The sequence below is a fragment of the Corynebacterium sp. TUM25020 genome (genome assembly GCF_056388495.1).
On sequence record NZ_JBWJFG010000003.1, the window covers coordinates 282375 to 308534 of the forward strand.

The following is a 26160-nucleotide window of genomic DNA, read 5'->3' on the forward strand; positions in this document are numbered from 1 at the left end:
AACTGGCGCTTGTCGCCCCACTTATAAGAAATCCAGTTCTGGGCCGACCACACCACACGATAACTAACCGGCAGGTTACTGTCATAGGGCATTCTTTCGGTGGACTGCTAGTGCACCTAGCTTTCATGAGGTTAGAGGAACCCGACTGGTGCGGTGCCTTATTCATTGAGCCATCGCATCTATATGAAGCTGCAAGAAGTTCAAAACGGTGTTGTTGCAAAGTTGGGCGGAGAGCAGCGAAGACTCAGTTTCTCATTCCCTGATGGCCGCTGCGTGTGGGCGTTGTTAGGCCGTCTCGAAGACCCGGTTGACGATCACCGCGTCCGGGTTCGGTTGCCCGTAGGCAAACATCGCGCCTTGCCCTTTCCGCAATGAGTGCATCGCCTCCATCCCTTTCAACGCCCGATATGCAGATGTCCGGTTCTTAAACGCGCCTTTCGGCCCGAGGATCCGCTTCAGCCGACCATGGTCGCCTTCCAGGATGTTGTTGAGGTATTTCACCTGCCGGTATTCCACTGTTGGCGGGCAGATTCCCTCTGACTTCAACTCGGCGATTGCCCTGGCTAGGGAGGGTGCTTTATCGGTGTTGATCACTCTGGGATACCCGGCTGACGCATTGGATCTGAGGGCCTTGGCCAGGAAACGCTTCGCTGCGGCCACGTTTCGCTTCGGAGAGAGGTAAAAGTCCAGGGTCTGGCCACCGGCGGTGATCGCCCGATAGAGGTAGCACCACCTGCCGCCGACCCGGATATAGGTCTCATCCACCCGCCAGGAACTAGCCTGCCAGTCAGGTACCTGCCGGTACCACCGTGTTTGCTTGTCCAGCTCAGGGGCGTATTTCTGGACCCAGCGGTAGATCGTGGTGTGATCGACCGGCACGCCCCGCTGAAGTCATCATTTCCTCCAGATCGCGGTAGCTCACCCCGTAGCGGCAGTACCACCGCACTGCCCACAGAATGATGCCACGAGGGGAAATGACAACCGGAGAAGATACCCATGGCTGTGACTATTTCACGTCGCTCTTCCTACTGCCCCAACTTTGCAACAGCACCACGGGGTCTATCAACCAGGTTAAGGATTGTTAGTTCGTCTGCGAACTATGGTCGAGCTGCCGGAAGATCACTCCTTCGCGCAGCGCCCACGGGCACATGTGCAGCACATCGATCTCTAGCTTGCGCATCGTCGCTTCCGCCACAAGTGCACCGGCAACCACCTGGTGAGAGCGCTCGGCACTTACTCCCTCCAACTCCGCGCGATCGGCGGCGGTCATGCGGGATATAAAGGCAATCAACTGGCGCAGACCAGCCTGAGTCAGCGTGCGCTTGACCCGCGGGCCTGCAGAAGAAGGCGCTGCACCTGTGAGTCGCGCCAACATTCTGAAGGTCTTAGACGTACCCACCGCCAAGTCAATATCACCGGAGTCCAACAGCTTCTCCACTGGATCATTCAGCTCTTCGTCGATGAATTCCTTCAGCGCAGCAATCTTCTTCTTCGACGGCGGATCGGTATCGAACCATTCGCGAGTCAACCGCCCAGCTCCCAGGTTCACACTGCAGGCGACATCCGGATCCTCGTTCATTCCGATGGACATTTCCAGCGATCCACCGCCAATATCCAGATCGCAAATCCGTCCCGCTGACCAGCCGTACCAACGTCGCACCGCCAGGAACGTCAGCCTCGCTTCATCATCCCCCGAAAGAATCCGCAGGCGCACCCCGGTTTCCTTCTCCACTTTGTCCAACACCTTGTCGGAGTTTTCCGCTGAACGGATTGCGGAGGTGGCAAAAGGCAGCATTTCCTCACAGCGGAACTGCTCGGACATCTCCTTCGCCAATGCCACACCGTTGAGGAGCTTTTCCTGCCCTTTGTGGTTAATCGCTCCCTTGTCATCCAGGTACTCCACCAAGCGCATGGGTGTTTTCCAATTGCTCATGGGGGTCGGCGGTCCGCCGCGCTGTGCATCGACGACCACCAGATGAACTGTATTGCTACCTACGTCAAGCACACCTAATCGCACGCCTCCCAGCCTAATGCGTCTACGGTGGAACTCGTGAATGAAACGTCTATGGAAAGCGAATCTGCAACCCCCTCGACGGTTCAGCCAGAAGGTCCCAACAACAATCTGGCTACCGGCTACCCGGAGGGAACCCCTGCCGATCTTTCCATCCGAGCCGGCCGCGAAATGCCCGCTGACCACGCACGCGAATGGCTGGAATTCATCGACCCCGCCGATTCAGAACACATTATTCAGGTGGATCTCACCTGGTTGCTGTCCACGTACCGTTGCCGGTTTGGCACCGAAGCGTGTTTAGGTATTGACGCCGAGAATCCGGACGTCGGCTGCTGCACTCACGGAGCATTTCTCACGGATGAAGACGACCGTGCGACCCTGCGAAATGTCGCGGAAAAGCTCACCGCGGAAGATTGGCAGAACCGTCCCGCTGAAATGGAAGAATGGGAGGCGACTGGGCGTCATAAAAAACACAGCGACTACAGCAACGACAACGAGAGCACAGACGAACTCGAGCCATGGCTCGAATGGGACGAGCTTGAAAACGACGAGGGCGAGATGGAACCCGCCCTCAAGACGGTAACCACGAACGGTGCGTGCATTTTCGCTAACCGCCAGGGCTTCCCTGCGGGTCAGGGGTGTGCATTGCATGCCTGGGCGCTGCGCAACGACGTGGAACTGCCTGCGGCAAAGCCCGAGGTGTGCTGGCAGGTGCCACTGCGGCGACTCGAGGACTGGGAAACGCGGCCCGACGGGGTGGAGATGCTGCGTACGACCGTCACTGAATACAACCGGCGCGGGTGGGGCGACGGCGGCGAGGACTTCGATTGGTACTGCTCCTCGGATCCGAACTGCCACGCAGGTAGCGAGGCGCTATGGCGCACCGGGCGCGAGGAGCTGACAGAGCTCATCGGTGCAGAAGCCTATGAAGTCGTCGCGGCTCACTGCGCGGAACGTGAGAAGCTGGCGCAGATCTCACCGAGCGGATTCCCACTACTATCGATCCACCCGGCGACGGCGGAGGCACGGCGGCGCGGGCTCTAAGCCTCGAACTTGTAGCCCAAGCCGCGGACGGTCACCAGAATCTCTGGGCGCGAGGGGTTACGCTCGATCTTGGAACGCAACCGCTTGATGTGGACATCCAAGGTCTTGGTGTCGCCGACATAATCGGCGCCCCAGACACGATCGATCAGCTGGCCACGGGTGAGCACGCGCCCGCTGTTGCGCATGAGGTATTCGAGCAGGTCGAATTCCTTGAGCGGCATCGGAACCTTCTGGCCGTCAACGGTGACGATGTGGCGCTCAACGTCCATCATCACGCGATCTTCCTGCAGTACTAAACCATCCTCAGCTGGAGTCTCAACCTCGATTTCGCCACCGCGGCGCAGCACCGCGCGGATGCGGGCGATCAGCTCGCGGGCGAAATAAGGCTTGGTCACATAGTCATCGGCGCCGAGTTCCAAGCCAACGACTTTGTCGATTTCGCTGTCGCGAGCGGTGACCATAATTACCGGAACACTGGAGGTCTGGCGCAGCTGTCGGCAGACTTCCGTGCCGGACATGCCGGGCAGCATTAAATCCAAAAGGATGATGTCGATGTCCTCAGCTGCGAAGGTGTCTAACGCAGTCGGGCCATCCGGGGCCATGAAGACTTCGAAACCTTCTTTCTTCAGAAGGAACGCTAGGGGTTCCGCCAAAGACTCTTCGTCTTCGACAATCAAAACGCTCGTCACAGCTGCCGAATACCTTTCAAAAGAATATTTTCAAGCTACCGCCCCTATGCTAACGTCCGCGCAGGATTTAGGCTGTAGCAACCCCGAATACACGTAATTCATTGGGGGATTACCTGACGATAACCGGGCGGCTACCCTTCACGGCCGCGTTCTTCATCCCCCGTGGCCTCCTCGTTATTTGTAACTTCTGTATTCCCTGCAGCCTTTGCATCGTCCAGCCGCCGCTTATCGGGAATCACCGGAATCTCACCACTGGGCAAGTTCTTCGCGTTGCCCTCCTCGAATCGCGGCAGCTCCAGAGTGAAGGTTGAGCCAGTTCCGAGGCGGGACCACAAAGACACGCTGCCCCCGTGGTTGGCCATGACGTGCTTAACGATTGCAAGCCCCAGGCCCGTGCCACCTGTGTCACGGGACCGTGCCTTGTCCACTCGGAAGAACCGCTCAAAGACGCGCTTTTGATCGTCCTGCGAAATACCAATACCCCGGTCGGTGACTCGGATAACTACCATGTCGTTTTGCACGTCGCGGGAGATGGAAACGGGTGATCCTTCGGGCGAGTAGTTGATTGCGTTGGTCAGCAGGTTGGAGACACTGGTAACCAAGAGTCCCTTATCACCCTTCACCATCACGCCGGACCGCGAATCCTTCACGATCTCGATGTTTCGCGCCTCCGCTGCGAGTCGGCAGCGATCGATCGCATCTTCAATGACCTTATCGATGCTCAAGACCTCCAGATCCGGCAGCGATTCGGCACCCTGCAACTTAGACAAGCTGATCAGCTCGGTGATCATCTGATTCATGCGGCGTACCTCAACGATCAATTTCGAGCCGAAGTACTCAACCGCTTCCTCATCGTCACGCACCGACATAAGAGTCTCCACCAGCAAAGAGATAGCGCCCACCGGGGTTTTCAACTCATGGGAGACATTGGCCACGAAATCGCGGCGTGCGGATTCCATGCGCACTGTTTCAGAGTCATCGGCGGCGTACACCACCGCAAAACGATCATCCGCTAACGAGAGCAGCTGTACCTGACCGGCTACCGCAATAACGGGACGATTGCTGCGGCGTGGTGGTGGCAAAAAGTTCAACTGCCGCGGCTCCTGGTCGGCAAAGACTCTCTCCACCATCTTCCACGCCTCGGCATTGAGGTTTCGCTCATGCACCAGCCCGAGCTCGTGGGCTCGGGGATTCGACAGCACCACATTGCGCTTACGGTCCACCACCGCCACTGCATCGGGCGCGGATTGAATGGTGAAGTGGAGGACCTGGGCGACGGTAGAAACACGGTTGCCCTCGAGTTCCTTTTGGGTGCGGGTATTGCGTTGAGCCTGCACTCGTTTGCGGTATACCCACATGCCGAATGCGCCGAGGCATACGCCAAAAACCAGCCCCAAAAGAACCCCGAGGGCAAGCCCAGAGGTAAGGAAATCCAAGACTATTACTTAGCCTGACCCTGTGCGGCGACGGCGGCAGCGCCAGCTGCTGCTGCCTCCGGATCCAGGTAGTCGCCACCCTTGTTGAGAACCTGACCATTCGCGTCAATGCGGTACACCAGCGGAATGCCGGTCGGGATGTTCAGGGCCGCAATGTCCTCATCGGAGATGTTGTCCAGGTGCTTAACCAGCGCGCGCAGAGAGTTACCGTGTGCGGCCACCAGTACGGTCTCGCCGTTCTTCACCCGTGGCTCAATCTCTTCCTGGTAGTAGGGGATGAAGCGCTTGACGACATCCAGCAGGCACTCCGTGGCCGGAACCTCTGGCAGGTCGGCGTAACGCGGATCGTTGGTCTGTGCGTACTCGTTGTCAGCGTCAATAGCTGGTGGCGGGGTGTCGTAAGAACGGCGCCATGCCATGAACTGATCTTCGCCGTACTTGTCTTTAGTCTCAGCCTTGTTCAGACCCTGCAGTGCGCCGTAGTGGCGCTCGTTCAGGCGCCAGTCGCGAACAACGGGGATCCAGTGACGATCCGCCGCGTCGAGGGCGATGTTTGCGGTGGTAATAGCGCGACGCAGCAGGGAGGTGTACAGAATGGACGGAGCCAGGCCGGCTTCCTTGATCAACTCGCCGCCGCAAACCGCCTCTTCGCGCCCCTTTTCGGTCAGCGCTACATCCACCCAGCCGGTGAACTGGTTGGAGGCGTTCCATTCACTCTGGCCGTGACGCAGCAGAATCAGATTTCCGTGGGAATTATTTTGCTCGCTCATACTCTCAATTCTGCCATGCTGCGCGCCTGCGCGCCCCGGATACGGCGGTACCGTGGCTATTCTCCCGATTCTGTGTCTGTTTCTTCGCCTTCGCCGTCACCGGCTAGATCCGGGACGCTCGGGCTCTTTGCTTCGGACGCCAACTTGGAGCCCGGTGGCGGAGCCAACAACTGAACCTCTTGTTCGGAGGGCTTGAGGTGTGCAAATGCAGCGAGGTTCATCGTGGGTTCGCCGCGCGACAGGCGCCATGCCCACTCGTGGCGGATGGAGGACGCAAAACCGCGTTCCAAAATGCGGTTGAAGTCCGCATCCGCCCTCTCCAGCACTTGGCCGAGGATCTGTTGAATTTCCTCACTACTTGTATTGTCCGAAAACTGGCCGACCAGATAAATGTCGTTGTTTCGATCCAGCGTGTAGTGCACTCCATAGCAGCGACGGTTGGCGTGCAGCAGAAGCTTGTAGACCTCTTCCTGGCCTTCTTCAACGGCACGGCAGACGAAAGCCTCCACGCGGAACATGCCATCCTGCGGGATGAAGATGCAATTCGTCTTCAGGCGCTTTTCCCCCGGCAGCACAACTACAACATTGCCATCGTTACCGGCCGGTCCTTCGGGGACGGTGTATTCAACTTCCGCCTCGTCCAGAAGTTCACAAATCCTTGAGCGATCCATACGCCCCAAACTACATTTCCCCTTGCCCCGGCGCAGGTAGCTTCAGCCTTTATCCAAGGAAGTTACTCCCCGCGCTGGGAAAGCGCGCTCCACTTCCACCAGAACCAAGCAGCAAAAGCACTTAGCAGAACGGGTACCCAGGTCATTGCATAGTCATGTGTCATGGCAGCAACGACCAATGTAAGCAATGCGATGATCGACATGACCACCGCTTTGAGTTGTTCAATTTTCAGGCGATCCATTACCGAAAAACTCCTGATTCAAGGTTTCCAACTACCTCTCCACGGTAACAACAAAACCATTATCTCAGCAAGACTAAAAACTGCGAATTTTCCTTAAGAAAAGGTAAAGCAATAATGTTATTGAAACTACTACCTGAACGATACGCACCACAGTAATTGCGGGTAGATCTGCACGGAACGCCAGATACGAAAAACTCACAAGACACACGCCCGCGTAGAACATCAAAATCACCCCGGCCTGCTCGCGCCGCTTTTGCAACTCCCTATACAGGTAAACGGCAGAGAAACCCCAGGTAAGAGCAACCACAGTACGGAGGATTAGTGCTCCAAGGATCACACCGCTTCGAACCCCTGGATCATCCACCCCTTCAAATGAAGAGGAGTGAGACGCAACAAAAGCATCTGCATAGCGGTGAAAGAATAGCCAACTACATAACAACGCAATAGTCGACAGTGATAATAGGATCGATACGAACCACAATCCAATGCGCGCCAAGTCGAGCGATTCCTCATTTTCCCCGTAAACATTTCCAGGCATTCTTATTTATCTCCTAGATAGCTTTGAGAAAGTGTAATGAAACTATTCTTCCAATCCTTTTATGGAGATTAGCAGTTATCCAGAGATGAGGTTTGTCTGGATGCTTGGCTTCTACCCGGCAGGCTGGCGCTCCCCACGGTGCCCCGCCGGCGGCAGCTCTTCGTACAAGTCGTACAGAGCTTCCGCAGTGGCCTGCCAGGAGAATTTCGCAGCATGACTGGGGGCATGCTCCCCCATAGCGATGCGCAAGTCATCATCCATCACGAGTCTGCCCAACGCATCCGCCCAGGCATCCGTATCGTGCCCTTCCACCAAAAGGCCCGATTTCTCATCGTCCACTGCGATCGGCAAACCACCTGTCCGAGTGGCCACGACCGGTGTGCCGCACGCCTGCGCCTCCAGCGCCACAAGACCGAAGGATTCGTTGTAGCTGGGCACCGCCACAATGTCGGCTGCCTGGTAAACGCCCACCAGTTCCTCGGGCGGGCGCGGCGCCAAGAAACGCACGAACCGACTAATCCCCAGCTCTTGGGCCAGCAGCTGCAGTCTTTCTAGTTCGTTGCCGCCTGCCCCAGAAGAACCACCACAAATTACCACCGCCAACTGCTGTTCCGGATGCCGGCGGCGCAGCTCCGCCACCGCCCGCAGCAGCACCTGTGGGCCTTTCAATCGCTGCAGCCGACCAACAAAACCAATCACCTTCGCACGGAAGGGAATACCTAGATCGCGGCGCGAACGCTCAGTCGCGCGATCCGATCCAGGCGTAAACCGGTCGACATCTGCGCCAGGTGGGACGACTTTAATAGCGCACGTTGTGGCGTCGTACCCCTCAATAAGATCCTGCACCTCCTGGTCCGTGTTGACGATCAACAAGTCCGCATTGTCCACAATTTGCTGCTCGCAGATGCGGCGCGATTCCGGCTCGCGCGAATCACCATCGGCCAAGGAGTTGTTCTTCACGGCCGCTAGCGTGTGGGCGGTATGCACCCAAGGGATTTGCCACAAATCGCGCAGCAGCCATCCGACCTGACCAGACAGCCAATAATGCGAGTGGATCAAGTCGTAGGTGACCCCCTCTTCGCGACAAAAAGCCAGGATCGACCCAGTAAACGCTGCCAGCTGCGTAGGCAGCTCCTCCTTCGACAACCCCTCATAAGGACCAGCCACGCAGTTAATCACCCGCAACCCCGGCCGAACGTTAACCACTTCGCCCTGCAGTGGACGTGTTGCACGAGTAAATACATCGACGGTGACGCCCATACGTTCCAACTGCTCAGCGGTATTTTTGACGTATACGTTCATTCCGCCGGCATCCCCCGTACCAGGCTGCTCGAGGGGTGAGGTGTGCATGGAGATCATTGCGACGCGCATACCGCCCCAGCTTAGACAGATTAGGGCGGAGCTGGGGAGCGAGGTGGCGTCAATAAAATTTGCTTAATTCGGCCAAAGAAAGAGAAGAAGTTAGTTAGTCTTCCAAAGTAACGTGCATCACGTTAAAGACTGTTTCTTTAAGACCAAAGGGATCTACATGACTGACACCGAGCGCCCAGAGGGAACGGCCTGGAAGGACAAGCCCTACCTGAAGTACTACGCGGAGTGGACCCCGCACAGCCTGGAGTACACGGATGACACCATGGCTAAGCTTCTCGACCGCACCGTCGCCGAACACTCGAGCGCCGACATTTTGGATTTCTTCGGCCAAACCATGACCTACGCCGAATTCCTGAAGCAGGTAAAGAGCGTTGCCGCCGGCTTGCGCGAGCTGGGAGTTCGTTCGGGTGACCGTGTAGCGGTGGCGCTACCGAACTGCCCGCAGCACCTGCTGACAATTTTCGCCGCACACAAGCTCGGTGCCGTCGTGGCAGAACACAACCCGTTGTACACCGCACGCGAGCTGGAAGGTCCGTGCAAGGACCATGCCGCGAAGGTCGCGGTAGTTTGGGACAAGATCGCCCCGCTATTCCAGGAACTTTCGCGTACCACACCGATCGAAAAGGTCGTCAGCGTGAACATGATCGATGCCATGCCGCTAGTTAAGCGCCTGGCACTGAAACTGCCGATCAAGTCGCTGAAGGAAAAGCGTGAACAGCTGCACGCGGAGGCGCCTGGCACCATTCCTTTCTCTGAGCTGCAGAGCCCCAAGATGGGCGGCGACGGTGCCGATATTCAGAACTGCCCGGATACGAACCAGGACTCCCCTGCGTTCATCCTGTTCACCTCCGGCACAACCGGTAAGCCAAAGGGTGCACAGCTAACGCACGGCAACGTCATGTCCAATGTTGTCCAGGGGCGTTCTTGGATCAGTGGCATCGGCGAACGCGGCCAGGAGAAGTTCCTCGCCGCCCTGCCACTGTTCCACATCTACGGGCTGACGCTCACCGCTGCACTGGCTGTGTCCACCGGCGGAAAGCTTCTGCTGCTGCCGAAGCCGGAGATCCCACTGATCGTGGACCAGCTGAAGCGCGAGGTTCCCACCTACATGCCGGGTGTGCCGACCCTGTATGACAAGATTCTGACGGCCGCCAAGGAGCACAACCTCGACCTGAGCGGCATCGCCAACGCGTTGTCCGGGGCCGCTCCGCTGCCAGTACACACCACCATGGAGTGGGAGAAGCAGACTGGCGGAAAGATCGTCGAAGGTTACGGTCTGACCGAGTCCGGACCGATCCTTGTGGCGAACCCCGTCACTCCGGAGCGTCGCGCAGGTTACATTGGCATCCCATTCCCGGATACTGAATTGCGCGTGGCTGACCCGGAGGATTTCAGCAAGACCATGCCCGACGGCGAGGCCGGCGAGCTGCTGGCTCGCGGCCGCCAGGTGTTCAACGGGTACATCAACATCCCAGACGAGGATCAGCCTTTCCACAAGGACTGGTTCTGCACCGGAGACATGGCCGTAATGGAGCCGGATGGATTCATCAAGATCGTCTCGCGCATTAAGGAAATGATCATCACCGGCGGGTTCAACGTCTACCCAGCCGAGGTTGAAGAATTCCTCGAAGAGCACGAGCAGATCCAGAACGCCGGCGTGGTTGGTCTGCCACAGGACGACGGCTCCGAGGAAGTCGTCGCAGCGGTTGTCCTGGCGGATGGTGTCAGCGAGGCCGACTTCGACAAGGAAGCCGTGCGTGAGTGGGCTCGCGAGGGACTGACCCGCTACAAGGTGCCGCGCCGCTTCTTTGTGATCGATGAGATGCCGACCGATCTGATCGGCAAGATCCGGCGCCGCGAAGTGAAGGATCTAGTTCAAACGATGCTGTAGTGGGGGCGTGAGGGCGTCGAAAAATCGCCCTAGGCGTGGCCGGTGCGCTCGCGGTGCTTGCAACCGGGCCAGCAGCACGGGCGACGCTTCCCCTCTTCGAGCTCTTCCCGAGTTCGGCGAATACGCCGGGCTCGGGTTTCGGCTTTCTTGGCGTCCGTGACCCAACAAATAAACTCGTTGCGACCAAGCGGAGTGAGACTTTCCCACACCTCGAGGGCGCTAGCATCGGCGCGAAGGGCAGTGCCGAGATCTTCAGGCAGCGCGTGCACTACCCCGCCAGTAATACCTTCCCAGTTGAGCTGGGCGGATGCGGCCATGGTCGCCCCTTTCGCTTTCGTTTTAGAGCACTATAAAAGAAAGCTACTGCTTTTCTAGCGGGGCACCAAGCGCCGCAATGTCGCTATTTCGGGAATGTCTTAAAGAGAATTATCACCACTTAAACAAAAGCCCAGGTCAGAGCGTTGCAAAAAATTGGGCGGCTGCAAACTCAGCGACACATTCCCGTTCTAGCGACATTCAGGGGGTGGCTTGGAGCCGATTTGAGCAGCCAGCTAGTCGATGCTCACGCCCACCCAGATTGGCTCCGGCTCCAGCACTACTCCGAAGGCCTCGTGTACTCCGGCGCGCACAGCCCGAGCCAACTCCACTACATCTTCGCTGGTAGCAGACCCGCGATTGGTCAGGGCAAGGGTGTGCTTAGTGGATAAAGATGCACGGTCATTACCCGGAACATGCCAGCCCTTGGCAAAGCCAGCACGCTCAATCAGCCACGCCGCCGAGAACTTGAACTGCTGCACGCCGCCAGCACCGCTACCCTTCACCGGATACAGTGGCATCGACTCCGCCTCCGCCTCGCCACATCGCTCGCGCACTGCAGCCACCACCGCATCGCGAGCCTCTTCACCAGTGACAATCGGGTTCGTAAAGAACGAACCGGCCGACCACGTATCGTGATCCGACGCGTCCAGAACCATGCCCTTCCCGGCGCGCAACTCCAGCACAGCCTGTCGCACATCAGCGGCGGGCCGGCGGATCTCCCCGGCAGCAGCCTCATCTGCATCCACCCCCAGGCGCCGAGCCAGCTCGCCGAAACGCAACGGCACACTCAGCCCATCGGTGGTCAGCTGGAACTCCACCGCAGTTACTACTGCTCGGGACGTGAACTTCAGGTTCGAGTACCTATATCCCAACTCCAACGCAGCTGGCTCAACCCATTCCAGCTCCCCGCTTGCCCGGTCGAACAACTGCACACGCCGCAGCACCTGAGCCACCTCTGCGCCATAAGCCCCCACATTCTGCACCGGCGTGGCTCCAACGGATCCAGGAATCCCGCTCAGGCACTCCAGTCCGCCGAGCCCAGCTTCAACGGTCGCCGCTACCAGCTGATCCCACTCGATGCCCGCAAACGCGCGCACCACACCGGTTTCGCGGTCAATCACAACCTCTACCTCGGATTTAGCCTCTCCATTGGCCTCGGCACCGGCGCCCTGGTTTTCGACGCCCGCTCCCCCGTCGCCGGCACTCATCAGCACCACGATCAACTGAGATACCTCATCCCCCTCGCCGACCACGAGGTTGGATCCTCCGCCGACGACCAAGAGTGGTTGCTTGTGGGCGTCAAGAAGAAAAACAACCTGGGCAACAGCCTCAGCCGACGAGCACACTACAACTCCGGCGGGCGCGGCGCCGATGCGCAAAGTAGTCATGTCGGCGAAAGAACGGCTGGTGACGTGCACGCCGGGGATGGCTGCGGAGTCGTTTACATTGCCGCGCAACCGCTCCAAAAGGTGCTGCGCGCGTTCTTCGGGCGTGATTTGTGCGAAGTTTGTCGAATCAGTCACACCACTAAAGGTAGTCTGTTGGCATGACTACTCACAGCGAGAACACTGCAACGATTAACTTCCCTATTGAAAAGGTTTACGAGGCACTCTCCTCTGCGAACTACTGGGCCTACGAAGCCGAGAACATTGGCGACGAGCCGGGCGAGGTGAACTCCTTCACCCCGGATCCGATCGAGGTCGTCCTCTACGAGCTGCTGCCGAAGTCCGCGCTGCCGGAGGCCGTGCGCGGCATGGTGTCCCAGGATCTGAAGCTCAAGCGCGTCGTCGAGTTCGGCCCGCTGGCTGACGGCACCACTACCGGCAAGGTCAACGCGGAGGTCAAGGGCGCTCCGGTTTCCTTCTCTGCAGACGTCACCCTGAATGGCAATGGCGACGCTTCCGAGCTGAAGGCCGACTGCGCCGTGGACGTGAAGATCCCTATGATGGGCGCCGTTTTGGAGCCCAAGGTCGCTGAGTGGGTCGAGGAGTTCCTGACCCGCGAAGCTTCTCTGATTCAGAAGTGGATCAGCGACAACGCTTAAGGACCGAACGCCTAAGGTTCGGGGCGTTCGCCTCAAAACCAACTCACTCTAGCTAACCCACCAAAACCGAAAGGCTCGGCTAACCCGCGTGGCTGACCACGCCCACAATCTCAAGGCCCGTTCGTGGAACACGGACGGGCCTGTTGGCGTACCTACCCGTGGCACCACCGGTTACAACCGACTACGCAAATCCGACCGTTGGCTGATAGCGCAGCCGCGGGTGCAAGCTCAACTGCGGAATGCGGTACTCCACGAACACCGCACTCCAGTGGCTGTAGACGTGGGATACGGAGCCTCCCACACCACTACTTGCGAGTGGGCTCGCTGGCTCCGTACGATCGCGCCCACTGTGGACGTTACGGGGTTGGAGATTGAGCCTTCCCGCGTGCTGCCGGACCGTGAGGGCGTGCATTTTGCCCTCGGGGGTTTCGAGCTGGCGGGGTTACAGGCCGACGTGGTGCGGGCTTTCAATGTGCTGCGGCAGTACGACGTAGACCAAGTCCAGGCTGCGTGGGACGTAATGCGCGCGAATCTGCGCTCCGGTGGGGTGATTATCGAGGGCACATGCGATGAGATCGGTCGTCGCTCTTGCTGGGTTCTGCTCGACGAACAGGGGCCACAATCGCTGACCCTTGCTTGGGATCCACAGGACATAGAAACCCCGTCCGACCTTGCCGAACGCCTGCCGAAAGTCCTGATCCACCGGAATACTCCGGGGCATCGCATCTACGACGTCCTGGCCGAGCTCGACCGTTGCTGGGAGCACGCTGCTCCCTTGGCTGTCTTTGGCCCGCGGGTGCGGTGGCGCTCGGCAAAGCGGGAGTTCTTGGACTCTCTTGGCGACGCCTACCTCCCCGCGGCGCGGCTCAACCCGCGCCGCCGCCTGGCGGACAACTCAATAACTCTGCCATGGTCAGTGGTGTGCGAGTCTGTGGATTAATTGTCCGTTCCCTGACAAACACAGACGAAAGCTAAGATACGGGTTGGCACAATTTCGACGATAAGGAACACTGATACGGGTGACTACCCCACAAAACCCTTCACAGAATCCGAATCCGAACTCCGGCAACGGGGATCCAATCCCCAGCGGCGGTTTCGGCGGTTCCCACAATGACGAAAATCAGACGGCCGTCTGGAACAACAATCCGGGTAACGGCATGTCCGGAAACGCACCACAGTACGGCGGGCAACAGACTCGGCAGCCCCAGCAATACGGCGCGCAGCAGAATCAGCAGTATGGTGCCCAGCAGCATGGCGCACAGCCCTGGCAGCCGAACCAGCAGCCGCAATTCGGCCAGCCGGGTCAGGGTATGATCCAGCAGCCGAAGAAGAGGCATCTAGGGTTGAAGATCTTCATCAGCCTCCTCATCGTCATCATCTTGCTCTTGCTGCTCGCCGAGTTCGGTGTGCGGTGGTTCATGAAGGATCAAATTAAAGCCGGTTTCAAGGAGCAGATGCAGGAATCCGGCATCTCTTCTTCTGAGGATCCCAAGGTATCCTTCGGCACCTCACCCCTCCTTTTGGGACTGGTGCAGCAAAAGATCCCTCAGATGACGGTCGACATTCCTTCTACGCTGGATATTTCCTACGAGGGGCAGGATAAATCCAAGCCGATTGTCAAGGGACAGCCTGCGGTGCACATGGAACTGCGAGACATCGAGTTTGACAGTCAGGATGCGAACAAGTCCACAGCAGGCGAGCTCAAGGGTCAAACGACCATCCCCAAGGAAATGCTCCTGGCACAAGCAAATGAGAGCGCCGACGATGACAAGAGCAGTGATCCAATCAGCGGGATGATGCAGCTTACTGACGTCAAGCCGAACCCGGATAAACAAACCCTGACCTTCGAAATCACCGGTGGTTTGGCTACTTTCGAGGTCAAGCCAACTGTCCAGGACGGCAAGATGAAAATGGAGATGGACAGCTTCTCCTTGCTGGGCTTCGAACTCCCGGAGTCTTTCACTAGCCAGCTGGAATCTCAGCTGGAGGATTCCGTCCCAACTGATTTGCAGGGCGGTATGAAGTTCGAGTCCATCAATGTAACGGACGCAGGTATGGAGATTCACATGTACGGCCAGGACGTTAGCCTTAACGAGCTGGAATCAGATACCACAACCAACGGCGGAGGCACCGGCAGCGGTTCTGGTGATTCCAGCAAGAACACCGATGTCACCCGCCCTTGGAAGAACGACGGCCCGGTAGGTTCCTCCGCCCTGGCGGCCTAGCAGCTCTCCAACAGGCCTGGCTAGCTGCCCAGCACTTGCGCGGCAGCGGAAACACCCAGGCGCGTAGCCCCGGCCTCAATCATCGCCACGGCGGCCTTCCAGTCGCGGATACCACCAGAGGCCTTAATGCCCACCAGTCCCGCGGCGATGCGCTCTTCCTCCCCCATGCCGAATGGCGCTAGCTTCCCCAGCTTGCGCAGCTCGTCGGCCATAATGCTCACAGCCTCCACGCTCGCTCCACCTGCAGGGTGGAAACCCGTGGAGGTTTTCACATAATCCGCCCCGGCCTGCACACTCGCGCGCACAGCCGTGCGCAGCTGCTCCTCATCTAGCGCTGCAGACTCCAGGATTACCTTCAGCACCAACGGGTGCGGCACGGCCTCGCGCACGGTGATCAGTTCTCCGAGCAGCGCGTTTTGATCCTTCGCCAGCGCCGCGGCTACGTCGATCACCACGTCAATCTCGTCGGCGCCGCACTGCGCGGCATAACGCGCCTCAGTGGCCTTCACCAAGGAGGCATGCTTGCCGCTGGGGAACCCTGCCACGGTGGCGATGCGCAGCGTGGCGTCATCAACCAAAGAACCCACAGGCAGCATCGAGGGCGAGACGCACACCGCGCCACAACCCAAGTCGCTGGCTTCGCGGATCAAGGTGGCGACATCATCGCGCGAGGCTTCGGGCTTCAACAGAGTCGCATCCAGAATTGCGGCGACGGCCTCACGGCTCGGTTCAGCGCGGTCGAGCGGGCTCACCAGGAACCACCCGCATTATCCAGCACATCGCGGATTGCAGGGCGCACGTCCTGCCAGTAAATACCGACGATGACGGCTGCAATAATCCACAGCAGCTCGATGGAAATGAAGAAGCTAAGGATGGACAGCGCCACCGCAGCGCCCATCAGCATCGACCAGTTCTGCTTCTCGCGATCAATCACCGTAAAGGCATCGTCGCGGGTGCTAAGCAGCTGCGCCAGCCCGATTGCCGCCAGCACGAAAATCGCGACAGTCAGCGCCAGACTAATGCCCGAGTAGGCGTAATAGAACGCCGTGAAAACCGTATTCATGCCCCTCAGCCTAACGCAAAGATCAATTCAGTCAGGGAGTAAATCGCCAGGCCAGCTAATGCGCCCACGATCGTGCCGTTGACGCGAATAAACTGCAGGTCTTTGCCCACCATCAGCTCGATCTTGTCAGAGGCCTCCTGCGCGTCCCAGCGCTCGACCGTCTCGCCAATGATGCCGGTGACCTCGCCTGCGTAATTGTCGGCAAGGTAGCTGGCTGCTCCGACGATGCGGCGTTCTAGCTCTTCGCGGAGCTTCGGTTCTTCTTGGACTCGACGCCCATAGTCCTCCACCCATTGCGCGATCCTGCGACGCAGCAGGGAATCTGGGTCGCGGGACCAGGAGGTAAGTGTCACGCGGGCGGACTCCCACAGGCGGCCGGGCATTGCGGTGACAGGCCCGGAGGTCATTACATCGTTCTTGAACCCCTCAACGCGCGCAATCATCTTTTCGTCGTGTTGCAGGTCTTGGGAGAGTTGGTAAATGAACGAGCGCAGTTGGCGGCGGGCATCGTGGTTCGGGTCGCGGCGGACGTCGCCAGTGAATTCCACCAGTTCACGGTACACGCGGGAGCCGACGAGTTCGCGGACGAAGCGCGGTGCCCAGGTGGGTGTGCGCTCGTCGATGAGCCGCACGACGAAGTCCTCGGAGGTGCGGGCTTTATCGTCCATCCAGACGACGATTGCGTCGACGGCAGGCTCGGTGCGGCCTTCCTCGATGAGTTGCTCCAGGCCGCGGCCCAGGGGCGGGCCCCAGGTGGGTTCGCTGAGCTTGTCGATGACCAGGGCGCGGAGGACTTGCTCTGCTTCTGCGGGATTGATGCCGTTGACTGTGAGGTCGATGATCTTTCCGACTTCCTGGGAGACGCGCTGCGCCCCACCCCCATCGACGACCCAGTTGCTGGCGCGTTGTGGAATGCGTGCCTTGCGAAGCTTGTCGCTGATGAGGGCAGCATTGAGGAAGTTCTCGCCGACGAATTCGCTGAGCGCGTGGCCGACCTGATCCTTCTTGCGCTTGATAATGGCCGTGTGGGGGATGGGAATGTGCAGCGGGTGGCGGAAAAGCGCGGTGACGGCAAACCAGTCGGCGAGTGCGCCGACCATACCGGCTTCGCTAGCTGCGCGAACGTAGCCGATCCAGGCACCGGGGTTGCCCTGGTATTCGAGCCAGCGCATGGTGATGTAGATCAGGGTGGCGATGACCAGGAGGCCAGTGGCGATGGTCTTATGCTTTCTCAACTCGGCTCGGCGAGCAGCTTCGGTGGCGGGATCTGGCCCGGGCACTTGGGACAGTGGTGAGTCCAAGCGTGGTGATGCCTGGGCGGCCTGTGGCGATGACGGCCTGGGGGTCTGGGGCGATGTTGGCTGGGCCACTGGTTGCTGCTGATGCACAGGCTCGGGTCGGCCTGATGCAGTGGAGTTTTCGGACGCAGTCATTGTTCAATTATGTCACCACTTGGGGCGTCAATATGGGTCCTGTTGGGTTCCAGCGATCACCGCATGTGCTGGTTGCCAGTGCGGGTACACTGCGGCGATGTCGCTAGATCGGGAATGTGTTAAAGACAACCCTTCTCATTTATCCAAAACTCCTGGTCAGAGCGCTGACTATTTTCGGAAGTCGGGTAGCTGGGCGTACACATTCCCGTTCTAACGACATGCCCCCTGCCAACCCACAACCACACTGGGCAAAGCAAAACCGCGCCGCCCAAGAGGAGCGACGCGGTCTACGCAAATGGAGGTGCATGCAAGCACCGGCAGACGGTGCTTAGCGGCGACTAGCCGACGCTAGATGATGCGCCCAGAGCGACTCTTGTACGCGCGGTAGTTCTTGCGACCTGCGCGGATGCACGCAGAACCCGCAACAACAGCAACCACGGACATGACAATGCCGATGATGAGGTACAGCATGCCGTCTTCCTGAGTGCCGGACATGTTGGTAGCCAGACCGAACACGATGGTACCCAGACCCGGCATCAGCAGAAGCCAAAAGCCCATGCCGATCCAAGTAAGGGAGCGCTGCAGGGAAGAGTGCGGCGCATCAAAGCTGGACGGCTGGTAGCCATCAACGTAGTAACGCTCCATGTGCAGGTTCTCACTGAGTGCCATGGTTCTCTCCTACTTTCCTGATACTTTTCTTGGAGTTGATCTTAGTCATCCTTGCCGCGGAAAGCGGCACGGGTGCGTTCCTTTGTGATAGCTGCCACAGCCGTCAGCGGGATACCCGCCGGGCAGACGTCGGCGCACTCGCCGTACAGCGAGCAAGGACCGAAGGTTCCCTCGACCTCATCAACCATCTTGCGGGCACGGAGACCGCGCTCCTCGCGGCCCAGCGGAGACAGCGTCAGGTGCACCAGCTTCGCACCGGTGAACAGGTGAGCCGCACCATTCGGGCACGCTGCAACACAGGCACCACACCCGATGCAGGCTGCGTGATCCAGTGCCTTCTCAGCGTCGGAGTGGTTAACCATCAGGGAGTCAGCGTCCGGGGCAGTGCCGGCCATGACGGAGACGAAGCCACCCTTTTCCATCACGCGATCCAGTGCGGAGCGGTCGACGACCATGTCCTTGATCACCGGATATGCGGCAGAGCGCAGTGGTTCCAGCTTGATGGTGTCACCATCGTTGAAGGAGAGCAGGCGCTGCTGGCAGGCAGGCTTGTTCTTGTCCGGGCCGTGGGGGCGGTCGTTGACCATCAGGCCACAGGTACCGCAGATGCCCTCGCGGCAATCCGAGGCGAAAGCGAAGGGCTCCTTGCCCGCCTCTACGTAGTTGTTGTTTACGTGGTCAAGCAGCTCCAGGATGGACATCTGCTCGGCAGCGTCATCAACGTCAACAGACTCGAAGTGGCCTTCGGCATTCGGGCCCGCCTGACGCCAGATTTCAAGATGCAGTTTCATTACTTGTAATTCCTTGTCATCAGCGGGATACGGTCGAAGTACAGGGGCTCGGAGTGGCGGATGAACTTGTTCTCGCCATTCGGCTCCCAAGCGGAAACGAAGCACCAGTTGTCATCGTCACGCTCTGCCTCGCCGTCTTCGGACAGGTGGTCATCGCGGTAGTGGGCACCACAGGACTCGTCGCGGTCCAGTGCGTCCACGCACATTAGCTCGCCCAGATCCAGGTAGTCGGCAACGCGGGTTGCGTACTCGAGGGTCTGGTTCATCTCCTCGGTACCGCCCGGGATGTGCAGGTTAGCCCAGAAGTCCTTGCGCAGGGCGCGGATCTTCTCGATGCCGTCCTTCATGTCCTTTACGTTGCGGGACACACCACAGGAGAAGTAGAGGATCTCGCCAAGCTGGCGGTGGTAGTACTCCGGACCGTGCGGGTTGTCACCCTTGATGCTGGTCAGACGCTCGATGCGATCCTTTGCACGCTGCAGAGCTTCCTGGGCGGCAGGAGAATCCGCAGCCGGGATCTCCTCGCCGAGGTGCGGCGCCAGGTAGTTCGGGATGGTGAACGGCAGGGTGAACCAGCCCTCCACGGAGGAGGACAGCAGGGAGTTAGCTCCCAGGCGGTTCGCACCGTGGTACATCCAGGAGGACTCACCAGAGCAGAACAGACCGTCGATGGACGTCATTTCGTTGAAGTCGGTCCACAGGCCACCCATGGTGTAGTGGCAGGTCGGGGCAATGCGCATCGGGGTCTCGTAAGCGGACTCACCGATGGCCTCTTCGTACATCTGGATCAGGTTGGAGTAACGCTCACGAATGGTGTCCTTGCCCAGGCGCTGGATAGCGTCGCCCAGATCCAGGTACACGGAGTTCTTCATCGGACCCACGCCGTAGCCAGCGTTGATCTGCTGAGCGTTAGCACGGGAAGCGATGTCACGCGGAACCAGGTTGCCGAAGGCCGGGTAGCGGCGCTCCAGGAAGTAATCGCGCTCGTCTTCCGGAATATCGTTCGGCTTGCGGTCGTCGCCCTTCTTCTTCGGGGTCCAGATGCGGCCGTCGTTACGCAGCGACTCGGACATCAGGATCGTCTTGGACTGCCAGGTGGAGTTCACCGGCAGACCCGTCGGGTGGAACTGGACGAAGGACGGGGACGCCATGTAGGCACCCAGCTCGTAGGCGCGCATGATAGCCGAGGCGTTGGAGTTCTTGGCCAGCGTGGACATGTGGTACACGTTGCCGTAACCGCCAGTAGCCAGCACGGTTGCGTGGCCGGTGTGAGCCTTCAGCTCGCCGGTCAGCAGGTTGCGCATGATCACGCCCTCACAGCGGCCATCCTTGACGATCAGGTCAACGAGGTCGTTGTGGGTGAAGATCTCCACGTGACCGGCACCGATCTGGCGGTACAGCGCAGAGGTGGTAGCCAGCTGCAGCTGCTGACCTGTTTGACCACGGGTGTAGTAGGTGCGGGAAACCTGCACACCACCGAAGGAACGGGTGGCCAGGGTGCCGCCGTACTCGCGGGAGAACGGAGCGCCCACGGCGTTCATGTGGTCGATAACCTTCGGGGACTCCATGGCCAGACGCCAGCAATCGTTCTCGCGGCAACGGTAGTCGCCGCCTTTGACGGTGTCCTTCGCGTGCAGGTAGGTGGAGTCGTTATCCAGCTTCTTACCGCGGGAGGAGTTCACACCGCCCTGCGCGGCGATGGAGTGCGCGCGACGCGGGGAGTCGTGGTAGGTAAACACCTTCACGTCGTAGCCTAGCTCGCCCAGTGCGGCAGCTGCAGCGCCACCGGCCAGGCCAGTGCCGACGATGAGAATGCGGAACTTGTTGCGGTTCAGCGGGGACACCATGCCGAAGTGTTCCTTGGCGTACTGCCACTGCTTATCCTGGCTGACCGCGTGCGGTGCGTTATCCTTCAGCACCTTGCCGACGGTCACACCCTCCACGACAGATTCCGGTGCGGTGAAAGCCGCTACGGCCTTGTCGTAGTCGAAGTCCGCGGTCTGATTGTGCGGGTGGTTAGTTACTTCGCTCATTTAACTCTCTTCTCCTTGAAATCAGACTCGCCGTTATTGTCCAACCGGGACGAACGAGGCCTGATCAACCAACCCAAACATCACAGCCAGCGGGATGGAGATGTTGCCGATCATCACGATCGCGGGCAGCAGGTAAGCGATCCACAGCATGACCTTGCGGGTGCGGTGACCAGTGATGCCCAGGTCCGAGGTAGCAGTCCAGATGCCGTGGGACAGGTGCATAAACAGGATCAGCATCGCCAGGATGTAGAAGATAGCCACAGCCGGGCGATCGAAGGATGCAACCAGGTTCTGGAACGCGGCGTGTGCACCGTCAACCGGACCCTGGAAGTCCTCAGAAGCGACCGGCTTCACGCCCATCGTCAGATCCAGGATGTGGAAGATAATGAACAGCAGCAGCACGATACCGGTAACGATCATGCTGCGTGCGGTGAACGTGTTCCAGCTGCTGACCATTCCCTTGCGGCGGTAGCGGCCACGGGACTGGTGTCCACGGCTGGTCAGTGCGAAAGCACACCAAACGTGCAGGATCAGGGAAACCAGCAGCACGATACGAGCAACCCACAGGAAGGACTCGTGCGGCAGCAGCGGGTAACCAAATTCACGCAGGAAGTCGGCGTAGGTATTGAAGGATTCGGCCCCCATGTAAACCTTCAGGTTTCCAACCATGTGAACCAGGACGAACAGCGCGAAGATGATGCCCGTGATGGCCATCGTCAGCTTCATCGCCCACGAAGGGAAGCCTGGCTTCTCGCGCAGGCTCGAAGTTCTCAGTTTTCCGTGAGCGATTGCCTCACGGTCGTCATATTTAACAGTCATGGCACCTCCAGTGTCATAGACACTGTAAATCTTGCGACCCCCCTCGGACTACTTGTGTACCTGCAGATTCACCCACTTACACCCCGTTATGGGGTATGACATTTTCGCAATATAAGCCTTGCAAAAATACGACTAACGGTACATCCGTACTGTTAAGTTCGTTATGAGAGGTGGTCATAGCGTTGCGTCACACTGGTCACACGACTTTCGTACCACTCTTGACTGTTTTTATTAATGACACCACACTCCCACCCCTTAGAACCCCACCCCACTAAACACGTAACTTAGAATACGGATCCACAGGGACGTTAGGCGTCAATAAATATATATTTTTATAAGTTTACCCGGTGGTCCGGAGTGCCGGCTGGAAAGTCACTATCGGTGCGATGTTCACTGAGCAACGTCTGCCCCTTAACAATGACGGGCTCATGACCGACAACAACTTCCTCACCCATGACCCAAATCGGACCAACCTTGTGGTCGCCTTCCTCAACTACCAGCTCCACTTCACCGGGGCGGACTTCTACACGCAGACGCTCGCCATGCAGGGTGATGTGGTAAGTCAAAGATTCCCACTCATCCGGCAGGCGCGGATCAATCGTGTACTGCCCATAGAAATCACGGAAACCGCCGAAACCATGGGTCAGCGCCGTCCACGCGCCACCACACGAGGCGATATGTACACCGTCCGAGGCATTGTGGTGCAAGTCACCCATATCCACGAATAGACCGCGGTAGAAAAACTCCTCCGCTTTTTCTTTGTAACCCAGCTCTGCGGCGATGATGGATTGCACAACCGCAGAAAGGGTGGAATCACCCGTGGTCAGAATGTCGTAGTAGTCGTAGTCCGCACGCTTAACCTCTGTGGAGAAACGCTGCCCCTGTAGGAATAGCGCCAGCACCACGTCGGCCTGCTTCAGAATCTGATAGCGGTAGATCGTCAACGGGTGATAGTGCAGCAGCAGCGGCCGCTTTGGCCCCACCTCCGGATCATCGAGATCCCAAATGCGGCGATGCAGGAACTGATCGTCCTGGGGGTTAACCTGTAGCTCCTCGTTATAAGGGATGTACATGCAATCAGCGGCCTTGCGCCACAAATCCACCTCGGCAACCGTGATGTTCTTCAGGTGCTGTAGGTTGCGATATTCCTCCGGTCGCTCTTCCCTCATCTGGCGCACCACTGCCGCCGCAACTTCCAGGTTGTACTGAGCCATCACGTTTGTGTACAGGTTGTTGTTCACCACGGTGGTGTACTCGTCCGGGCCGGTCACGGAGTGGATCTCGAACTTGTCCTGTTGGCTGTTGAAGAAGCCAATGGACATCCAGAAGCGAGCAGTTTCCACCAGCAGGCTGATCCCCTGCTGCAACAAAAATTCTGTATCGCCGGTGGCGTAGACGTATTTCATCAGGGAAAACGCAATGTCGGCATCGATGTGATACTGCGCGGTTCCCGCAGCGTAGTAGGCCGAGGACTCCTGGCCATTGATGGTTCGCCAGGGGAAAAGCGCGCCATCGTGCGAGAGCTCCAGCGCACGCTGTTTGGCCGCAGGCAGCATGTCATAGCGGAAGCGCAGAGCATTTCGAGCCAGGTTGGGGTTGGTGTAGCACAGGAACGGCATGACGTAGATTTCCGTATCCCAAAAGTAGTGTCCGCCGTAGCCGGAGCCGGTCATGCCCTTCGCCGGGATTCCGTTGGTTTCCGCACGCGCAGAGGCCTGGATCAGTTGGAAGATATTCCAACGCACTGCCTGCTGCAGAGCAGGCTGCCCCTCAATGCGCACATCAGAGCGTTCCCAGAAGCGAGCAAGCCATTCGGCTTGGTTATCCATCAAGTTGCTAAAGCCCACCGATTTCGCACGGTTGATCGTACGCGCGCAGCGGAACGCGAGCTCCTGCGGGGCGACGTGGCGGGAAGAGTGATACGCCGTGTACTTCTCCAGGCGCATCTTCATGCCTTTCCTGCCGTTGAGGTGGTACGTTACGCGCGCAACGTCCTCTTCCACCTCCGTGGAAACCTCCACGCCGGTATCCATGCCCACGTCTGCATCATCTACAGGGTTATCGACTTCCAGAATGTGGTCCATGGACACGGTGACGGTCATTCCCGAGTGGTTGATCTGGTAACCCAACGTCGCGCGTTCCGGCTCTGTACTGGACTGGTACTTGGGGATGAAGACGCGATCCTGGAACTGCTCGCCCTTGCGCGGATCAAAGCCTTCTTCGCCCGCTACGCGGGCATTATTATCCGGGAACTCCCCCTGCCCATCCTCACGGTTCAGCAGCTGAGAGGAAACCACCACTGCGGCCGGTGCATCCAGCAGCTCGACTTCCAAGGACTGCAAAGCCAGGTGGCGCTCTTGGAAGCTCACCATGCGCTCGGAGGTCACGCGCACATGCTTGCCACCTGGAGTGCGCCAGACCAAGCTGCGGCGCAACACACCTTCGCGGAAGTCCAGGCTGCGGTTGTATTCCATAACCTCCGCGTTGCCCAGGCGCAGCGGCTCGTCATCGATATACAGGCGCATGGCTTTGGCATCTGGCACAGAAACGATGCTCTGGCCTGTGCGCGCCAGACCGTAGGCATCCTCGGCATGCTCGATATCCCAGGTTTCATGCACACCGTTGATGAAGGTGCCGTGAGTCTTGGAATCGCGCCCTTCCTCCGGGTTTCCGCGCAACCCCAGGTAGCCATTGGATAGCGCAAACAGGGTCTCGGCAACGCCTAAATCCATGAAGTTGGGCCGCGTCTCGATCAGCGCCCACTCGTCGACCGGGTTGTTATCCCGATCCACTGCCTCCAGCGGGTTCACAGCACTGTGCTTCATGTCTGCGCGGAATCCCTCCGCACGCAGGTCGCCGCCGTCGATAGGGCGCTTAAAGCCGGTCTCTGCGCCTTCGCGCCGAGTGGCAAGGTAATCCTTTAGACGCTGGTCAGCAGGGGTGCGCTTGGTTTTTCTTTGGGCGTTGATTCCCATGTTGTTCTGCGATTCTCCGAGTCGTTAATTAAAAATTCTTTGGTTAAAGCGTCTCTTTGGCGCGATCTATCCCAGCAGATCCGCTAGATCGTCAACCACGATATCCGCACCGTGGTCACGCAGCGCCTCTGCACCAGCTCCGCGATCCACGCCGATGACCAGCCCGAACTGTCCCGCTTTTCCGCTGGCCACACCACTGGTGGCATCCTCTACCACCACTGCATTCGAAGCGCTCGCGCCGAGCTGCTGCGCACCGTACAGGTACGTGTCTGGTGCGGGCTTACCCGGTAGCTCTTTTTCTGACGCCACCACGCCATCCACTATCACTTCAAACCGATCGAGCAGCCCCGCTGCTTGCAGCACCGGACGCGCGTTCTTGGAGGAGGAAACAATAGCGATCTTTGGGGTCTTCTCCCCTGCTGTAGCGCGTTCCCGGATCGCATCGAGCAGCTGCACGGAGCCTTGGTAGGGCTGTACGCCTTCTTCCACCAGTTTCAGAAAGTCCGCGTTCTTGCGGGATCCCAGGCCGTGGATCGTGTCCTGATCCGCGTTATCGTCCGGGTTGCCCTCCGGAACCTCGATGCCACGGCTGGCCAGGAGGGCAGCCACTCCCTCGTCGCGGCGACGGCCGTCCAGGTAGTCGAAGTAATCCTGTTCGGTGTAGGGCTCAGCCCCCTTGGCTTCCAGGAACGCACTGAACATCCGTGCCCACGCCTGGCGGTGGAGCTCTGCGGTCGGGGTGATCACGCCGTCGAGGTCGAAAAGTATGGCGTCAAAATCAAAGAAAGATCGGGCAGGCGGGGTGCCAAAGGTGGTGACGGACAAAGTCGGGCTCCTTCCGGGGCGACTTGGTGCATGTGCGTTCGTACGTGCGTGATCGTGTGTCCACCAGTCTAACCAGGGGTCGGACAACTGTCCGTGCAAGGAAGTTGTGCGGAAGTGAGCATAGGAAAACCGCCGGGTGAGGCGGGCTCACACCGGCGGTTAGATCCGTGTCGCTTTAGGCGATGCCGTTCTTTTCCTTGAACTCCAAACGACGGGCATGCAAGATCGGCTCAGTGTAACCGGCCGGCTGCTCCAGACCCTTAAACACCAAATCCTTCGCAGCCTGGAAAGCCACCGACTCA

24 protein-coding genes and 1 pseudogene are annotated in these 26160 nt (G+C 58.9%); 5 read left to right on the forward strand and 20 right to left on the reverse strand.

Annotated features, from left to right (window positions below; all coding sequences use genetic code 11):
- Positions 1–285: 285 nt before the first annotated feature.
- Positions 286–998, reverse strand: a pseudogene (locus tag AC05K6_RS05805) (IS6 family transposase).
- Positions 999–1081: 83 nt separating this feature from the next.
- Positions 1082–2017 (reverse strand): Ppx/GppA family phosphatase, encoded by a 936-nt coding sequence (locus AC05K6_RS05810; protein ID WP_476728017.1) that lies wholly within the window; start codon positions 2015–2017, stop codon positions 1082–1084.
- A gap of 48 nt (positions 2018–2065) precedes the next feature.
- Here AC05K6_RS05810 and AC05K6_RS05815 point away from each other — a divergent pair, with 48 nt between their 5' ends.
- Entirely contained in the window at positions 2066–3055 is a 990-nt protein-coding gene (locus tag AC05K6_RS05815) for a DUF3109 family protein (protein WP_476728037.1), read from the forward strand.
- Here AC05K6_RS05815 and AC05K6_RS05820 read toward each other — a convergent pair.
- From AC05K6_RS05820 to mshA, 7 genes are all read right to left on the reverse strand, one after another.
- Positions 3052–3744 carry a response regulator transcription factor gene (locus AC05K6_RS05820; protein ID WP_293790818.1) on the reverse strand — a complete coding sequence of 231 codons (693 nt, stop codon included), beginning with the start codon at positions 3742–3744 and terminating at the stop codon, positions 3052–3054. The two genes, AC05K6_RS05815 and AC05K6_RS05820, sit on opposite strands and share 4 nt — an antisense overlap.
- A 131-nt stretch (positions 3745–3875) precedes the next feature.
- Entirely contained in the window at positions 3876–5180 is a 1305-nt protein-coding gene (locus tag AC05K6_RS05825) for a sensor histidine kinase (protein WP_476728018.1), read from the reverse strand.
- A 5-nt stretch (positions 5181–5185) separates the two neighbouring features.
- Entirely contained in the window at positions 5186–5950 is a 765-nt protein-coding gene (locus AC05K6_RS05830; protein WP_476728019.1) for a phosphoglyceromutase, read from the reverse strand.
- A 56-nt stretch (positions 5951–6006) separates the two neighbouring features.
- Entirely contained in the window at positions 6007–6621 is a 615-nt protein-coding gene (locus tag AC05K6_RS05835; RefSeq protein WP_448307797.1) for a type III secretion system chaperone family protein, read from the reverse strand.
- A gap of 62 nt (positions 6622–6683) precedes the next feature.
- Entirely contained in the window at positions 6684–6863 is a 180-nt protein-coding gene (locus AC05K6_RS05840; RefSeq protein WP_296215380.1) for a hypothetical protein, read from the reverse strand.
- A 73-nt stretch (positions 6864–6936) separates the two neighbouring features.
- Entirely contained in the window at positions 6937–7401 is a 465-nt protein-coding gene (locus tag AC05K6_RS05845; RefSeq protein WP_476728020.1) for a hypothetical protein, read from the reverse strand.
- Between the two features lie 111 nt (positions 7402–7512).
- Complete coding sequence (mshA, locus tag AC05K6_RS05850) at positions 7513–8772, reverse strand: D-inositol-3-phosphate glycosyltransferase (protein ID WP_476728021.1); 1260 nt, start codon at positions 8770–8772, stop codon at positions 7513–7515.
- A gap of 157 nt (positions 8773–8929) precedes the next feature.
- Here mshA and AC05K6_RS05855 point away from each other — a divergent pair, with 157 nt between their 5' ends.
- Positions 8930–10663, forward strand: coding sequence for a long-chain-fatty-acid--CoA ligase (locus tag AC05K6_RS05855; RefSeq protein ID WP_476728022.1), 1734 nt, complete (start codon positions 8930–8932; stop codon positions 10661–10663).
- Between the two features lie 29 nt (positions 10664–10692).
- On the opposite strand, the gene AC05K6_RS05860 is transcribed toward AC05K6_RS05855, so the two are convergent.
- The gene (locus AC05K6_RS05860) at positions 10693–10980 is read right to left on the reverse strand and encodes a YdeI/OmpD-associated family protein (RefSeq protein ID WP_448307794.1); all 288 of its coding nucleotides are present in this window, start codon (positions 10978–10980) and stop codon (positions 10693–10695) included.
- 234 nt (positions 10981–11214) lie between these two features.
- Positions 11215–12504 carry a UDP-N-acetylmuramate dehydrogenase gene (locus AC05K6_RS05865; RefSeq protein WP_476728023.1) on the reverse strand — a complete coding sequence of 430 codons (1290 nt, stop codon included), beginning with the start codon at positions 12502–12504 and terminating at the stop codon, positions 11215–11217.
- 23 nt (positions 12505–12527) lie between these two features.
- Here AC05K6_RS05865 and AC05K6_RS05870 point away from each other — a divergent pair, with 23 nt between their 5' ends.
- The 3 genes from AC05K6_RS05870 to AC05K6_RS05880 all read left to right on the forward strand — a co-directional run bounded on the left by AC05K6_RS05870 (position 12528) and on the right by AC05K6_RS05880 (position 15250).
- On the forward strand, positions 12528–13025 hold the full coding sequence (locus tag AC05K6_RS05870) for a DUF2505 domain-containing protein (protein ID WP_448307792.1): 498 nt from the start codon (positions 12528–12530) through the stop codon (positions 13023–13025).
- An 88-nt stretch (positions 13026–13113) separates the two neighbouring features.
- Entirely contained in the window at positions 13114–13965 is an 852-nt protein-coding gene (locus AC05K6_RS05875; RefSeq protein ID WP_293790832.1) for a class I SAM-dependent methyltransferase, read from the forward strand.
- 79 nt (positions 13966–14044) lie between these two features.
- Positions 14045–15250, forward strand: a complete 1206-nt coding sequence (locus AC05K6_RS05880; RefSeq protein WP_476728024.1) for an LmeA family phospholipid-binding protein — start codon at positions 14045–14047, stop codon at positions 15248–15250.
- 20 nt (positions 15251–15270) lie between these two features.
- Here AC05K6_RS05880 and deoC read toward each other — a convergent pair whose 3' ends face one another.
- From deoC to AC05K6_RS05925, 9 genes are all read right to left on the reverse strand, one after another.
- Positions 15271–16002 carry a deoxyribose-phosphate aldolase gene (gene deoC / locus AC05K6_RS05885; RefSeq protein WP_476728025.1) on the reverse strand — a complete coding sequence of 244 codons (732 nt, stop codon included), beginning with the start codon at positions 16000–16002 and terminating at the stop codon, positions 15271–15273.
- Positions 15999–16313, reverse strand: a complete 315-nt coding sequence (locus tag AC05K6_RS05890) for a DUF2516 family protein (protein WP_476728026.1) — start codon at positions 16311–16313, stop codon at positions 15999–16001. The genes deoC and AC05K6_RS05890 overlap by 4 nt, the downstream gene beginning before the upstream one ends.
- Positions 16314–16318: 5 nt before the next feature.
- Positions 16319–17746 (reverse strand): DUF445 domain-containing protein, encoded by a 1428-nt coding sequence (locus AC05K6_RS05895; RefSeq protein WP_476728027.1) that lies wholly within the window; start codon positions 17744–17746, stop codon positions 16319–16321.
- A 348-nt stretch (positions 17747–18094) separates the two neighbouring features.
- Positions 18095–18415, reverse strand: a complete 321-nt coding sequence (locus AC05K6_RS05900) for a hypothetical protein (protein WP_293790837.1) — start codon at positions 18413–18415, stop codon at positions 18095–18097.
- A gap of 41 nt (positions 18416–18456) precedes the next feature.
- Complete coding sequence (locus AC05K6_RS05905; RefSeq protein ID WP_293790838.1) at positions 18457–19206, reverse strand: succinate dehydrogenase/fumarate reductase iron-sulfur subunit; 750 nt, start codon at positions 19204–19206, stop codon at positions 18457–18459.
- Entirely contained in the window at positions 19206–21239 is a 2034-nt protein-coding gene (locus AC05K6_RS05910; RefSeq protein WP_293790839.1) for a fumarate reductase/succinate dehydrogenase flavoprotein subunit, read from the reverse strand. Before AC05K6_RS05910 ends, AC05K6_RS05905 begins: the two co-directional genes overlap by 1 nt.
- Before the next feature lie 33 nt (positions 21240–21272).
- Positions 21273–22058 carry a succinate dehydrogenase cytochrome b subunit gene (locus AC05K6_RS05915; protein WP_293790840.1) on the reverse strand — a complete coding sequence of 262 codons (786 nt, stop codon included), beginning with the start codon at positions 22056–22058 and terminating at the stop codon, positions 21273–21275.
- A gap of 332 nt (positions 22059–22390) precedes the next feature.
- Positions 22391–25033, reverse strand: a complete 2643-nt coding sequence (locus tag AC05K6_RS05920; RefSeq protein WP_476728028.1) for a glycoside hydrolase family 65 protein — start codon at positions 25031–25033, stop codon at positions 22391–22393.
- A gap of 66 nt (positions 25034–25099) precedes the next feature.
- Positions 25100–25858, reverse strand: a complete 759-nt coding sequence (locus tag AC05K6_RS05925; protein ID WP_476728029.1) for an HAD family hydrolase — start codon at positions 25856–25858, stop codon at positions 25100–25102.
- Positions 25859–26160 lie beyond the last annotated feature (302 nt).